Raw genomic sequence first — 13,836 nt, 5'->3', positions numbered from 1 at the left:
GGCGGGAGCCCCGGACGCCCCGCTACGCGGCGTGTGCCCCGGTGGTGTCGAGAGGGGCGTCGGTGGCGGCCAGCACCTCGTCGACGGTGACACCGAGCGCGGTCTCCACCAGGACCAGGCCCGCCGCGGTGACGTCGACGACGGCCAGGTCGGTGATGATCCGGTCGACCACGCCGCGTCCGGTCAGCGGCAGCGAGCACTCGGTGACGATCTTGGCGGAGCCGTCCCTGGCGGTGTGCTCCATCAGCACGATGACGCGGCGGGCGCCGTGCACGAGGTCCATCGCACCGCCCATGCCCTTGACCATCTTGCCGGGGATCATCCAGTTGGCCAGGTCGCCGCCCGCCGATACCTGCATGGCGCCCAGGACCGCGACGTCGAGGTGGCGGCCGCGGATCATCCCGAAGCTCAGCGCCGAGTCGAACACCGAGGCGCCCGGGCGCAGGGTCACCGTCTCCTTGCCCGCGTTGATGAGGTCCGGGTCCTCCTCCCCCTCCAGCGGGTAGGGTCCCACTCCGAGGAGCCCGTTCTCGCTGTGCAGGACGACGTCGATCCCGTCGGGGACGTGGTTGGGCACGAGGGTCGGCAGGCCGATCCCGAGGTTGACGTACTCGCCGTCGGACAGTTCGGCGGCGCAGCGCGCGGCCAGTTGGTCACGGGTCAGGGCCATGGCTCAGCTCCTCCTGACGGTTCGGCGCTCGATCCGCTTCTCGGCGGCGCCGCGCAGCGGGACGACCCGGTCGACGAAGACGCCGGGAAGGTGGATCTCGTCGGGGTCGAGCTCACCGGGCTCGACCAGCTCCTCGACCTGGGCGACGGTGACCCGTCCGGCCATGGCGCACACGGGGTTGAAGTTGCGGGCGGCGGTGGTGAAGCAGAGGTTGCCGTGGCGGTCGCCGCGCGCGGCGTGCACGAGGGCCGCGTCGGTGGTGACGGACTCCTCCAGCACGTGCTCGCGCCCGCCGAAGGAGCGGACCTCCTTGGGCGGGGAGGCCACGACGACCCGCCCCTCGGCGTCGTAGCGCCAGGGGAGCCCGCCCTCGGCGATGAGGGTGCCCGCGCCCGTGGGCGTGAAGAAGGCGGGGATGCCGGCCCCGCCCGCCCGCAGCCTCTCCGCCAGCGTGCCCTGCGGGCACAGCTCGACTTCCAGTTCCCCGGCCAGGAACTGCCGGGCGAACTCCTTGTTCTCACCGACGTAGGAGGCGGTGACGCGGGAGATCCGCCGGTCGCGCAGCAGGATGCCCAGCCCCCAGTCGTCCACCCCGCAGTTGTTGGAGACGATCCTGAGGTCGTCGGCGCCGCCCGCGTGCAGCGCCTCGATGAGCGCCATGGGGGTGCCGCACAGGCCGAACCCCCCGACGGCCACCGATGCCCCGCTCCTGATCACGTCGACGGCCGCGGCCGGATCGTCGACGACCTTGTTCAGCGGCAAGCGTCCTCCCGGTGGGTTCGCGCGGATGCGCAGCGTCTTCCAGGCGGAACGCTAGGGATTGGGGCACCCGGGCGGCCATGTGCAGGGAGGACACAAACCCCCGGCCGCCCGTGTCCGTCCGGGACACACGCGGGTCACCTCGGCCAGGCGAACGCCTCCCCGACGGTGGCGGCCAGCTCCAGATAGGCGTCGCGGGTGGCCGGGTGCAACTGGTCGAGGTGCACCTCCGCGCCCTCCTCCAGGTGAGAGTCCCAGGGGATCTGCACCACCGACCGGCACCGCGAGTTGAAATGGTCCTCCAGGCGCCGCAGGTCCACGCTCGACCGGCCGCCCTGGCGCACCATCGACAGCACCACCACGCCGCCGCGCACCAGGTAGCCGTACTCGTGGGCCTCCAGCCAGTCCAGCGTGGCCGAGGCGCTGCGCGCGCCGTCCACGGACGGGGTGGACACCACCACGATCTGGTCGGCCAGCCCCAGCACGCCGCGCATCGCCGAGTGCAGCAGGCCGGTGCCGCAGTCGGTCAGCGTGATCGAGTAGAAGTGCTCCAGGAGCCGGGAGACCTCCCGGTAGTCGTACTCGCTGAACGCCTCCGAGACCGCGGGGTCCCGGTCCGAGGCGAGCACCTCCAGCCGCGAGGACGCCTGCGAGGTGAACCCGCGGATGTCGGCGTACCGCGAGATCGTCTCCTTCTCCCTCAGCAGGTCCCGGATGGTCGCGGCGGTCTCCAGACGGAGCTTGTCCGAGAGCGTGCCGCGGTCGGGGTTGGCGTCGACCGCCAGCACCCGGTCCCCGCGCAGGCTGGCCAGGGTCGAGCCCAGCGCCACGGTCGTCGTGGTCTTCCCCACCCCGCCCTTGAGCGAGAGCACGGCCACCCGGTGGTGGCCGCCCACCACGTAGGTGCGCGCCCGGTCCATCAGCTCGCGACGGCGCAGTTCGGCGGGCGAGTCGCCCGGATGCACCAGTCCGAAGGTCGCGGAGTGCACGATCCGGCGCCACCCCGACGCGGGCGCCTGGCGGCGGCGCGCGGTCCCGCCCGGGTCGAAACCGGTCGGCTCGGCGGGGACCGTGCCGCCGGGGGGCGTGTGCCCGAACGCCGCCGGTCCCGGCGGGGCGGGGGGCGGTGGGCGGTGCTCCTGCGGCCGGACCGGCGGGGCGGAGGGTGCGGGCTGCCGGGCGGCAGGAGGCTGGACGGGAGGGGGCTGCGGCGCGGCCGGGGGCGCCATCGGGGCGGGCCCCGTGTGGGAGGCGTCGTGCGGCGGAGGCGCGTCGCGCCCCGCCTCGGGCCGGGGAAGGGGCCGCGCGCCGAGCGGAGGGGTCAGCCCCCACTGCTCGGCGGGGGACTGCGGCGCGGCCGCCGGCGGTTCGGGGGGCCGCGGCGGCTCGGCGCCCCAGGGGGCGGGCGCGTTCGGCGCGGGGGTCCGGTAGGGCGCCCCGTCCGAGTAGTCCAGCGGCGGGAGCGGCTCCGGCTCGGGGACGTCGTCGGTGACCGGCCTGGGCGCGGGGCGCTGGGGCTCCTGGAGCAGCCGCTGGATCTGCGGCCGGTTGCGGGCGAGCGGCGACAGGGGGGCCGCGTTCGGCGGCGGCTCGGGGGCGGGCCCGACCCGTTCGGGGCGCGTGGCCGGGGGTTTGGGCAGGGCGGCGGGGGGCTTCGGCAGGGGCGCGGGAGGCTCCGGAGGAGCGGTGGGGGGTTTGGGCAGGGGCGCGGGAGGCTCCGGAGGAGTGGCCGGGGGTGCGGGCAGGGGCGCGGGAGGCTCCGGAGGAGCGGTGGGGGGTTTGGGCAGGGGCGCGGGAGGCTCCGGAGGAGCGGTGGGGGGTTTGGGCAGGGGCGCGGGAGGCTCCGGAGGAGTGGCCGGGGGTTCGGGTGAGGCGTCCCGGGGCTCGGGGTCCGGGACGGGGAGTCCGGGCCGCGGTTCGGACAACGGCGGTGGTGCCGGCGGGTACAGCGGGCTCGGAGCCGGTCCCTGCGGTTGGGCGTAGGGCGGAGGGGGCGCGATCGGCCCGGAGTCGAAGTCGTCCCCGAACCACTCGTCCGCGGGCGACGGCCCGGCCTCGTCCGCCCGCTCGGGGTCCTCGTCGCGCGCGGCACCGGGCGCCGCGGCCTCGTCGTGGTCCGGACGCGGCGAGCGGGCACCGAAGTGCTCCGAACCGTCGTGCTCTCTGTAGGCCACCGCGGTTCTCCTAAGGGCGCTTCGAGGACCATTCGTATGCACACATACCGGACGCGGACGAGGCGGAGGCGGTTGCCCGTGTCGGGGAGCCACGCCTCCGCCTGCTCGTAGTGCTCCGGGTCAACAACGATAAAACTAGCGGTCAAGGGATGAGAAGTGGCCGCCTGGGGTTTGTCCGCCGTGTTCGCGGTCCGGCCGGGCGACCGGTCGGCGGGCGGGCTCGGCCGACGGCACCGGCCCGCCGGGCGGATCCTCCTCCCGGCAGTGGGTAGCGTGATCAGCATGCGAGCGATTGCCATCAGCGAGCCCGGCGGTCCCGACGTCCTCACCTGGAGAGAGGTCCCCGATCCCGAACCGGGACCCGGCGAGGTCCTGGTCGAGGTGGCGGCCACGGCGGTCAACCGGGCCGACGTCAACCAGCGCCAGGGCAGCTACCCGCCGCCCCCCGGCGCGTCCGAGTACCCGGGGCTGGAGTGCTCGGGCCGCGTCGCCGCGCTCGGTCCCGGCACCGACGGGTCGGGCTGGCGGGTGGGCGACGAGGTGTGCGCGCTGCTCGCCGGCGGCGGCTACGCCGAGCGGGTGGCGGTCCCCGTCGGCCAGCTGCTCCCGGTCCCGGCCGGGGTGGGGCTGGTGGAGGCCGCCGCGCTGCCCGAGACCGCCTGCACGGTGTGGTCCAACGTGTTCATGACCGCGGCCCTGGGCCCGGGCGAGAGCCTGCTGGTGCACGGCGGCGGCAGCGGTATCGGCACCTTCGCGATCCAGTTGGCCCGCGCGCGCGGCGCCCGCGTCCTGACCACGGCGGGCAGCCCCGAGAAGCTGGCGCGCTGCCTCGAACTCGGCGCGGTCGCGGCCGTCAACCACCGGACCGAGGACTTCGCCGCCAGGGTGCGGGAGGAGACCGGCGGGGCCGGAGTGGACGTGGTGCTCGACATCATGGGCGGGAGCTATCTGGACGCCAACCTCCGCTCCCTCGCGGTGGGCGGCCGCCTGGTCGTCATCGGCCTGATGGGCGGGCGCAGGGCCGAACTGGACCTGGGCCGGATGCTCGTCAGGCGGCTCTCCGTGCACGCCACGACGCTGCGCTCACGCCCGCTCGCGGAGAAGGCCGAGATCGTGTCCCAGGTGGCCGGGCAAGTATGGCCGCTGGTCGGGAAGGGGACGGTCCGGCCTGTCGTGGACCGGGTCCTCCCCCTGCGCGATGCGGCCGAGGCGCACCGCATCATGGAGTCCGGCGGACACGTCGGCAAGATCCTCCTCAGCACCGGATAGACCGAGTTTTCCGCCCCATCCCCGATACGAACAGTCGCAAGGTGAGAGTTCAATGAGCAACGGACCAGATCGAGAAGAGCACCCCCAGGTCCTGATTCTGGGACCGGGCGGGACGGACCTCCCGTCCGGGGAGCCCGACGGCGACGGCGCGGGGTCCGACGAGCGCCCCATCACCGAGATGGTCGAGCAGCCCGCCAAGGTCATGCGGATCGGCAGCATGATCCGCCAGCTGCTCGAAGAGGTGAAGGCCGCCCCGCTGGACGAGGCGAGCCGGGTCAGACTCAAGGAGATCCACTCCAGCTCCATCAAGGAGCTGGAGGACGGCCTGGCCCCGGAGCTCGTGAGCGAGCTTGAGCGGCTCTCGCTGCCGTTCACCGAGGGCACGACCCCGAGCGACGCCGAGCTGCGGATCGCCCAGGCCCAGCTCGTGGGCTGGCTGGAGGGCCTCTTCCACGGCATCCAGACGACCCTGTTCGCCCAGCAGATGGCGGCCCGGGCCCAGCTGGAGAACATGCGCAAGGCGCTGCCCGCGGGCATGTCCCCGGGAGCCTCCGAGGGCGACGTCCCGCACCGCATGGCGGGAGGCTCCGGCCCGTACCTGTAGCGCGGCACGTCGAACGCCGGTGGCCCGGTCCTTCGGAAGGACCGGGCCACCGGCGTTCGGGGCTCGCTCACTTCTTGCCGACGGGCTCCAGCACGTCGCGGCCGACGAACGGGCGCAGGGCCTCGGGGACCACCACGGAGCCGTCCTCCTGCTGGTGGTTCTCCAGGATCGCGACGATCCAGCGGGTCGTGGCGAGCGTTCCGTTCAGCGTGGCGGCGAAGCGGGGCCTGCCGTCGGCGTCGCGGTACCGGATGTTGAGGCGGCGGGCCTGGAAGTCCGTGCAGTTCGAGGTGGACGTGAGCTCGCGGTAGCGGCCCTGGGTGGGCACCCACGCCTCGCAGTCGTACTTGCGCGCGGCGCTCGTGCCCAGGTCGCCCGCCGCGATGTCCACCACCCGGTAGGGCAGCTCCAGCGTGTCGAGCATCTCGCGCTCCCACGCCAGCAGCCGCAGGTGCTCCTCGTGCGCCTGGTCGGGGTGGGTGTAGACGAACATCTCGACCTTGTTGAACTGGTGCACCCGGATGATGCCGCGGGTGTCCTTGCCGTAGGACCCGGCCTCCCGGCGGAAGCACGGCGACCAGCCGACGTACCGGTTGGGCAGCGAGTCCGCGGGGAGGATCTCCCCGGAGTGGTACCCGGCCAGCGGGACCTCGGAGGTGCCCACCAGGTACAGGTCGTCGTCGGGCAGGTGGTAGACCTCGGCGGAGTGCTCGCCGAGGAAGCCGGTGCCCTCCATCGTCTCGGGCTTGACCAGCACGGGCGGGATCATCGGCGTGAAGCCGTTCGCGGCCGCCCGCTGCATGGCCATGGTGAGCAGGCCCAGCTCCAGCATCGCGCCGACGCCGGTGAGGAAGTAGAAGCGCGCCCCCGACACCTTGGCGCCGCGGTCGGTGTCGATGGCGCCGAGCATCTCGCCCAGCTCCAGGTGGTCGCGCGGGGTGAAGTCGAACTCGCGCGGGACGCCGACCTCCTCGACGACCGTGAAGTCGTCCACACCGCCCTCGGGCGCGCCGGCCTCGACCAGGTTGGGCACGGTGCCCAGGAGCGCGGTGAGTTCGCCGGACAGCGACTCGGCCTCGGTCTCGGCCGTCCTGACCTCTGCGGACAGGCTCTTGGCGCGGGCCAGCAGGGCCTCCCGCTCCTCCGCGGAGGCCCGGGAGACGGACTTGCCGACGCTCTTCTGCTCGGCGCGCAGCGACTCGAAGCGCGTCAGCGCGGAGCGGTGCCGAGAGTCCAGGTCGAGCAGCCGGTCGACGACGGAGTCGTCTTCGCCGCGGACGCGCTGCGAGGTCCGCAGCCGGTCGGGGTCATCCCGTAGAGCACGAAGGTCGATCACGTGAGCAGGGTACCGGTCATGCGGACCGAGGACACATTGTCGTAGCTTCCTGGAACGATGGGATCCACGATTCCGTCGAAGGACATCGTTGGGAGTCCGCGTCATGGGGGCGCGGCGCGCTCGTCAGGAGCGCTGGGGCGCGCGCGTCCCGGGGGGATGGGACCGGGAGGCGCGTACCCGGGCGGGGCCCCGAAGGGGGCGGGCCCCGTTGTCCGGCCGGGAGGACCGGCCACGGCCCCGCGGGTCCGTCTCGGCCGCGGGGCGGGAAGGGGATGAGATGAAGCGGAACTGGGGGAGGAAGCCGGTCGGTTCGATGACCGCCGAGGAGCTCTCGGCGGCGCTGGACCGGCTCGACGAGGTCGCGCCGGGGGACACCGCCCTGGAGCTGGCGCTGCGGCACGAGCTGTACCGGGTGGCCGCGGAGGAGTGGATGTTCGACGACGACCGGGCGCTGGCGGTCTGCTCCTCGTAGGCGAGCGGTGCCGTCGGGGCGGGGCCCGGGCGGCACCGCTCCCGTGTGCGGAGCCGCCCGGGCCCGGGAGGGGCGGCGGAACGCGGTCTGGCAGAGTGTCGCCCACAGCGGGACCCGACTCCCTACGGCGACTGGAGCGCGCGTGACTACTTCCGAGACCAGAGTGCCGGCCGCCGCGACCTGGGGGCTGCTCGCGGCCTGGGTGGCGCACGACATCGAGGAACTGGCGACCATGGCGACGTGGGCGGAGCGGGCCCGGCCCCGGTTGGAGGCGCGCCTGCCCTGGGTCCCCACAGCGGTGTGGGACCGGATGAGGGTCTCCCAGGAGCACGTGAACGTCTCCATCGGCCTGATGGGCTGCCTGGTGGCGGCGGCCGCCGCCGACGGGGCCCGCACGAACGGCCGCAGCGCCCTCTACCAGACCGTCCTGGCCGGTTTCGGCCTGCACGCCGTCTCGCACGTGGCCTCGGCGGTGGCGACCCGGGGGTACACGCCCGGTGTCGTGACCGCTCCGCTCGTGGCGGCGCCGTTCTCGCTGTGGGCGTGGCGCGAGCTGCGCAGGGCGGGGGTGCCCGCTGTGCCCGTCGGACCGGGCGCGGCCGCGCTGTTCCCCGTGGCGATCGCGACGGTGCACACCGCGGCCTCGGCGATCGTCTCCGCCAGGGCCCGAGGCCGGCGCTCCCGCAGCCGGGACGGGGCCGCCGCCCCCGCCGCGGCGGTCACGCCCCGGCGGGGGCCCGCCGCGCGGCCGCCAGTTCGTCCCGGGCCCGCATGAGGGCGAAGCCGAGGAGGTTCGGACCGCGCCAGCGCGACGGGTCCCCGGCGCGCTCGTCGGTCGCGGTCAGGCCGATGCCCCAGACGCGGTCGAGCGGACTCGCCTCGACGAGGACGCGCCGGCGGGTGCCGAGAAGGTAGTCGCGCAACCCCGGGTGCCCGGCGAACTTGTGCACCGAGCCCCGGACGACGATGTCGAAGCGCCGCTCACGCCAGACCGCCTCGTCGAAGCCGCGCACCCCGCGTCCCAGTTCCTTGGCGGTCCGGGGGTGGTCCGCGGCCAGGACGCGCGCGAGCGCGGCGTCGTCGCCGAACAGTCGGGCCTTCTCGGCCATCATCCAGTGCTCGGCGGTGCGGTAGGCCACGCCGTCCACGGTGAACGCGGCGGGCCACCACTGGCTCAGGCAGCCCGGACCGGGAGAGCCGTCGGCGCCGGGGCGGTGTCCCCGGAAGAGCAGGTACTTCATCCGCTCCCCGCGGAGATGCCGGGCCCGGAGCTCGGTGACGGTCATGGGGGGACGGGGGCGGAGTGTCATGGGCGTCATTGTGCGGCCCCGCCGCGACGGTCCTCCACCGGTTTTCCCGGGGCCCGCGCGGCCGGTTCGGCCGGGACCGACGGCTACCCCCGGATTCGTCACCCTGAGCGACGGTCCGACTGCTTTACTGGGGGCATGGGCGAACATCGGCAGGATCGGTTCCGTCGAGTCTTCGAAGAGCGCGTCGGGCGTGCCGCCCCGTCGGCCCCGGCCAGAGACGCGGACCGTCCTCCGGAGGGCCCGGCCGCCCGGCGAGGCTAGCCGTGGCCGCGAAGCCGCGCTACCAGCAGATCGCCGACATCCTGCGCGGCCCCATTCTCGGCGGTGCGCTGCCCCCCGGAACCAGACTGCCCTCGCGCGTCCAGCTTTCGCGGCGCTACGCGGTGAGCGAGCAGGTGTCCCGCCACGCGCTGCGTCTGCTCGTGGCCGAAGGGCTGGCCGAGAGCCGCCCCGGCTCCGGGTACTACGTGCGCGCGACCCGGGCGGACCACCTGCTCCCTCGCACCGGCAGCGGCCCCGGTTCCGCGCTGGCGCCGCTCCTGGTGGAACGGCGCGGCACCCGCAGCGAGGCCGCGGCCCGGGGGCTGGCGGTCAGGCTGCGCGTCCGCGCGGGCGAGACGCTGTACCGGACCGAGTGCCTGGGCCACGCGCGGGGCGCGCCGATCGCGCTGCACGTCTCCTGGGAACCCGCGGCCCTCACCCTCAACACGTCCGGCGCGCCCGGCGCGGCGCCCGCTCTCAGCGTCTCGGACCGCCTCGCCGGGGTGGGCGTCTTCGTCGACCGGATCGAGGAGGAGGTGTCGGTGCGCGCCCTGCGCGGTCCGGAGGCGGACCGCCTGGGACTGCCTTCCGGCTCCGCGGCCCTCGTGGTCCGGCGCACCCACTTCGACGGCCGGCGCCCGGTGGAGACCTCGGACCTCATCGCCTCCGCGGACCACTGCCGGCTGGGCTACCGGTTCGAGGCGCCCCGCAGGGCGCCGTGACCACCGGTCCGGGGGAGCAACGCGGCCGCCCCCCGCGGATCTCCGCGGGGGGCGGCCGTCCCTCCCAAGGGCGGTGCTGAATCCCGGGTCCGGGAACGGACCGGGAAGTCAGTCGCTAGTCGTCGATGTCGACGTTGCTGCCCGAGCAGGAGTAGGAGTTGAGCAGGTTCAGGTTCAGGCCCAGCCCGAGCAGCAGGCCGGCACCGGTGGCCTCCTGGCCGGAGACACACTGCACGTTGGTGTCGGTGTCCCCGTAGCCGTTGGCGAGAGCCGCGGAGGCCCCTCCGCCGACCAGAGCCACGCTCATCGCGCCCACCGTCGCCAGCTTCATGATTCGACGCATCGAGTACATCCCTTTCCAAGACGACTATCAACCGGTCGCCCGAACGCTCTTTGTAGTCGTTCGGTTACCGAGAGATACAATGCCCGATAATCGGCGCAAAGAAAACCCGAATGCGGAGGGCGTTGCCAGTCTTTTACCTCAGCGGTGCGGTTGATCTCCTGCGATCGGGGGCCATAGACCCCCGAAACGGGCGGCGGTCCGCTCCCGAAGGAACGGACCGCCGCCCGCCGAAGGATCCCGCGGGACCCCGGAACCCCGCGCTAGCCGGTGAACTCCCCGGCGACGACCTCGGCGATCTGGGCGGTGTTCAGCGCCGCGCCCTTGCGCAGGTTGTCCCCGCACAGGAACAGGTCCAGGGAGTGCGGGTCGTCGATGGAGCGGCGGATACGCCCCACCCAGGTCGGGTCGGTGCCGACCACGTCGGCCGGTGTCGGGAACTCGCCCCGCGCCGGGTCGTCCTGGACGACCACACCGGGGGCCGAGGCCAGCAGGTCGCGGGCCGCGTCGGCGTCCACCTCGTCGGCGAAGGTCGCGTGGACCGTGAGCGAGTGGGTCGTGACGACCGGGACGCGTACGCAGGTGGCGGACACCTTCAGGTCGGGCAGGCCCAGGATCTTCCGGGACTCGTTGCGGACCTTCAGCTCCTCGGACGACCAGCCGCCGTCCTTGAGCGAGCCCGCCCACGGCACCACGTTCATCGCCAGCGGCGCGGGGAAGGGCCCCAGGGCGCCCACCGCGGCCCGGACATCGCCGGCGCGGCTGCCGAGCGTGCGGTCGGCGGCGGCCTTGGCGATCTGGTCGTGCAGGGTGTCGATGCCCTCCTGGCCCGCGCCGGACGCGGCCTGGTAGGAGCTGACCACCAGGTTGGTGAGCCCGTAGGCCCGGTGCAGGGCGCCCAGCGCGACGATCATCGACAGCGTGGTGCAGTTCGGGTTGCTGATGATGCCGCGCGGGCGGTTGCGGGCCTGATCGGCGTTGACCTCGGGCACCACGAGCGGCACGTCGGCGTCCATCCGGAACGCGCCCGAGTTGTCGACGGCGACCGCGCCGCGCGCGGCCGCGACCGGCGCCCACTCCTTGGAGACCTCGTCGGGGACGTCGAACATGGCCACGTCCACGCCGTCGAAGACCTCGGGGGTCAGAGCCTGGACTTCGACCTCCTCGCCGCGTACGGTCAACTTCCGTCCCGCGGAGCGGGCCGAGGCGATCAGCCGGATCTCGCCCCACACGTTCTCGCGGGTAGAGAGGATGTCCAGCATGACGGTGCCCACGGCGCCGGTGGCGCCGACGACGGCGAGGGTGGGAAGACGGTTGCTCATCGGCCGGTACCTCCGTAAACGACGGCCTCCACCTGGTCGGCGTCCAGCTGGAACTCGGTGTGCGCCGCGGCGACGGCCGTGTCGACGCCGTCCTGGCTGACGATGACCGAGATGCGGATCTCCGAGGTGGAGATCATGTCGATGTTGACCCCGGAGCGGGCCACGGAGTCGAAGAACCGCGCGGTGACGCCGGGGTAGGACCGCATCCCGGCCCCGATCAGGGAGACCTTGCCGATCTGGTCGTCGTACAGCAGCGACTCGAAGCCGACCTTCTCCTGGATCTTCTTCAGCGCGCTCAGCGCGGTCTGGCCGGAGTCGGCGGGAAGGGTGAAGGAGATGTCGGTGCGCGAGGTGGAGGCCGCCGACACGTTCTGCACGATCATGTCGACATTGATCTCGGCCTCGGCGAGGACCTTGAAGATCGCGGCCGCCTCGCCGACGCGGTCGGGGACGCCCACGACCGTGATCTTGGCCTCGCTCCGGTCGTGCGCGACGCCGGAGATGATCGGTTGTTCCATGCCTTCGGTTTCCTCAACTTCCGAGACGACCCAGGTACCGGGCTTCTGGCTGAAAGACGAGCGTACGTGCAGCGGGATGCCGTACCGCCGGGCGTACTCCACGCAGCGCAGGTGCAGGATCTTGGTGCCGCAGGCGGCCATCTCCAGCATCTCCTCGTAGGAGATCTTGGGGATGCGCTGGGCGTTGGGGACGATTCGCGGGTCCGCGGTGAAGACGCCGTCCACGTCGCTGTAGATCTCGCACGCGTCGGCGTCGAGCGCCGCGGCGAGCGCGACGGCCGTGGTGTCCGAGCCGCCGCGGCCGAGTGTGGTGATGTCCTTGCTGTCCTGGGACACCCCCTGGAAGCCGGCGACGATGCAGATGGCGCCCTCGTCGATGGCGCCCTGGATGCGGCCCGGCGTGACATCGATGATCTTGGCGTTGCCGTGCAGGGACGTGGTGATGACACCCGCCTGCGAACCGGTGAACGAGCGGGCCTCGTAGCCGAGGTTGCCGATGGCCATCGCGACGAGCGCCATCGACATGCGCTCACCGGCCGTGAGCAGCATGTCGAGCTCGCGGCCCGGCGGCAGCGGCGTCACCTGCTGGGCGAGGTCGAGGAGTTCGTCAGTGGTGTCGCCCATGGCGGAGACCACCACGACGACGTCGTATCCGGCCTTCTTCTGGGCGACGATCCGCTGGGCCACTCGCTTGATGGCTTCCGCGTCAGCCACGGAAGAACCACCGTACTTCTGCACGATCAGAGCCACGGTCGGCGCTCCTGAGGAGTTGGGTTCAAGGTAATCAACCAGAGAGTCTAGCGATCGGGTTTCTCATGGGACCTGGCCGACCGGCCTGTGGTCGCCGAGCCGAGGGCCTACCCATGAGACGGACGAATACGCATGAATGACGCAAAATGCTTCCCGGTCGGGGCAGGGCTCCGCTCGGGAGAACACTTCGCGTGCTCTGGGGCGAGGGGGCTGAGACCGGTCAGAAGTCCAGGGACCGGCGGCCTTCGAAGGCCCGGCCGAGGGTGACCTCGTCGGCGTACTCGAGGTCGCCGCCCACGGGCAGCCCGCTGGCGAGCCGGGTGACTCTCAGCCCCAAGGGTTTGAGCAGGCGCGCCAGGTAGGTGGCGGTGGCCTCGCCCTCCAGGTTGGGGTCGGTGGCCAGGATCAGCTCGGTGACCTGGCCGTCCGCGAGGCGCGTCATGAGCTCTTTGATGCGCAGGTCGTCGGGGCCGACGCCCTCGATGGGGCTGATCGCGCCGCCGAGCACGTGGTAGCGGCCGCGGAACTCCCGCGTCCGCTCGATGGCCACGACGTCCTTGGACTCCTCCACGACGCAGATGACCGATGTGTCGCGGCGGGGGTCGCGGCAGATCCGGCACTCGCTCTCCTCGGCGACGTTGCCGCACACCGAGCAGAACCGGACCCGCTCCTTGACCTCGACGAGCGCGCCGACCAGCCGCTTGACGTCGGCGGTCTCGGCGGAGAGCAGGTGGAAGGCGATGCGTTGCGCGCTCTTCGGACCGACGCCGGGCAGCCGCCCGAGCTCGTCGATCAGATTCTGGACCGCGCCTTCGTACATCGCCTACCTACTCGTGGAGTGCTCGGTTACCAAGGTAGCCCAAGGAAGCGGGGCCGCCGACCCGGCCGGGGCCCCGCCGGCCCGGAGTACCCGCCCCGGGTCAGAAACCGGGCAGACCCGGCATCCCGCCGCCCAGACCCTGCGAGAGCGGGCCCATCTTCTGCTGCTGGATCTCGTCCACCAGGCGCTCGGCGTCGCGGATGGCCGCGAGCACCAGGTCCGCGATGGTCTGCGCGGTGTCCGCCGCGTCGTCGGGGTCCACCGCCTTGGGGTCGATCCTGATGTCCTCGACCTGCCCGCGCCCGCTCACGGTGACGGTGACCAGCCCGCCACCGGAGGTGCCCTCCACCTTGGCCTCGTCCAGCTCCTGCTGAGCGGCCATGAGCTGCTGCTGCATCTGCTGGGCCTGCTGCAGGATCGCCTGCATGTCCATTCCGCCGCCAGGGTTCACTGATCCGCTCCTTGCCTGCGATGTCCGTGTCCCCGAGCGTATCCGCTCGGCCGCGCGG

Annotated in this window: 15 protein-coding genes; 5 read left to right on the top strand and 10 right to left on the bottom strand. The window is 72.9% G+C overall.

What is annotated here, in order from left to right:
• Positions 1–22: 22 nt before the first annotated feature.
• From EV190_RS04025 to EV190_RS04015, 3 genes are all read right to left on the bottom strand, one after another.
• On the bottom strand, positions 23–670 hold the full coding sequence (locus EV190_RS04025) for a CoA transferase subunit B (RefSeq protein WP_133739984.1): 648 nt from the start codon (positions 668–670) through the stop codon (positions 23–25).
• 3 nt (positions 671–673) lie between these two features.
• Complete coding sequence (locus tag EV190_RS04020) at positions 674–1,432, bottom strand: CoA transferase subunit A (RefSeq protein ID WP_133739983.1); 759 nt, start codon at positions 1,430–1,432, stop codon at positions 674–676.
• 134 nt (positions 1,433–1,566) lie between these two features.
• Positions 1,567–3,603: a MinD/ParA family ATP-binding protein gene (locus EV190_RS04015; RefSeq protein WP_133739982.1), complete on the bottom strand. Its 2,037-nt coding sequence runs from the start codon at positions 3,601–3,603 to the stop codon at positions 1,567–1,569.
• Positions 3,604–3,885: 282 nt separating this feature from the next.
• Between EV190_RS04015 and EV190_RS04010 the strand changes: the two genes are divergently transcribed.
• Both EV190_RS04010 and EV190_RS04005 read left to right on the top strand, forming a co-directional pair.
• Positions 3,886–4,872 carry an NAD(P)H-quinone oxidoreductase gene (locus EV190_RS04010; RefSeq protein ID WP_133739981.1) on the top strand — a complete coding sequence of 329 codons (987 nt, stop codon included), beginning with the start codon at positions 3,886–3,888 and terminating at the stop codon, positions 4,870–4,872.
• 52 nt (positions 4,873–4,924) lie between these two features.
• A complete protein-coding gene (locus EV190_RS04005) occupies positions 4,925–5,476 on the top strand; it encodes a bacterial proteasome activator family protein (RefSeq protein WP_133739980.1) in 552 nt (183 codons plus the stop codon).
• Between the two features lie 67 nt (positions 5,477–5,543).
• Here the strand turns inward: EV190_RS04005 and serS are convergent, their stop codons facing one another.
• Positions 5,544–6,812, bottom strand: coding sequence for a serine--tRNA ligase (serS, locus tag EV190_RS04000; protein ID WP_133739979.1), 1,269 nt, complete (start codon positions 6,810–6,812; stop codon positions 5,544–5,546).
• Positions 6,813–7,089: 277 nt separating this feature from the next.
• Between serS and EV190_RS03995 the strand changes: the two genes are divergently transcribed.
• Entirely contained in the window at positions 7,090–7,284 is a 195-nt protein-coding gene (locus EV190_RS03995) for a hypothetical protein (RefSeq protein ID WP_133739978.1), read from the top strand.
• A 142-nt stretch (positions 7,285–7,426) separates the two neighbouring features.
• Positions 7,427–8,059 (top strand): HXXEE domain-containing protein, encoded by a 633-nt coding sequence (locus EV190_RS03990; RefSeq protein ID WP_208113012.1) that lies wholly within the window; start codon positions 7,427–7,429, stop codon positions 8,057–8,059.
• Here the strand turns inward: EV190_RS03990 and EV190_RS03985 are convergent.
• Complete coding sequence (locus EV190_RS03985; RefSeq protein ID WP_208113011.1) at positions 8,004–8,594, bottom strand: NADAR family protein; 591 nt, start codon at positions 8,592–8,594, stop codon at positions 8,004–8,006. The genes EV190_RS03990 and EV190_RS03985 overlap by 56 nt on opposite strands.
• 263 nt (positions 8,595–8,857) lie before the next feature.
• On the opposite strand from EV190_RS03985, the gene EV190_RS03980 reads away from it, so the two are divergent.
• Entirely contained in the window at positions 8,858–9,577 is a 720-nt protein-coding gene (locus tag EV190_RS03980) for a GntR family transcriptional regulator (protein WP_133739977.1), read from the top strand.
• A gap of 115 nt (positions 9,578–9,692) precedes the next feature.
• Here EV190_RS03980 and EV190_RS03975 read toward each other — a convergent pair whose 3' ends face one another.
• From EV190_RS03975 to EV190_RS03955, 5 genes are all read right to left on the bottom strand, one after another.
• The gene (locus tag EV190_RS03975; RefSeq protein ID WP_133739976.1) at positions 9,693–9,920 is read right to left on the bottom strand and encodes a hypothetical protein; all 228 of its coding nucleotides are present in this window, start codon (positions 9,918–9,920) and stop codon (positions 9,693–9,695) included.
• Between the two features lie 260 nt (positions 9,921–10,180).
• Entirely contained in the window at positions 10,181–11,239 is a 1,059-nt protein-coding gene (locus EV190_RS03970) for an aspartate-semialdehyde dehydrogenase (protein WP_133739975.1), read from the bottom strand.
• Entirely contained in the window at positions 11,236–12,507 is a 1,272-nt protein-coding gene (locus EV190_RS03965) for an aspartate kinase (protein WP_133739974.1), read from the bottom strand. Before EV190_RS03965 ends, EV190_RS03970 begins: the two co-directional genes overlap by 4 nt.
• Before the next feature lie 220 nt (positions 12,508–12,727).
• Entirely contained in the window at positions 12,728–13,327 is a 600-nt protein-coding gene (gene recR, locus EV190_RS03960) for a recombination mediator RecR (RefSeq protein WP_133739973.1), read from the bottom strand.
• Between the two features lie 100 nt (positions 13,328–13,427).
• A complete protein-coding gene (locus EV190_RS03955) occupies positions 13,428–13,760 on the bottom strand; it encodes a YbaB/EbfC family nucleoid-associated protein (protein ID WP_133740175.1) in 333 nt (110 codons plus the stop codon).
• Positions 13,761–13,836: the final 76 nt, after the last annotated feature.

Source organism: Actinorugispora endophytica (genome assembly GCF_004363075.1).
GTDB classification, from domain to species: Bacteria; Actinomycetota; Actinomycetes; order Streptosporangiales; family Streptosporangiaceae; genus Actinorugispora; species Actinorugispora endophytica.
This window is presented reverse-complemented; position numbering and strand designations above follow the sequence as displayed.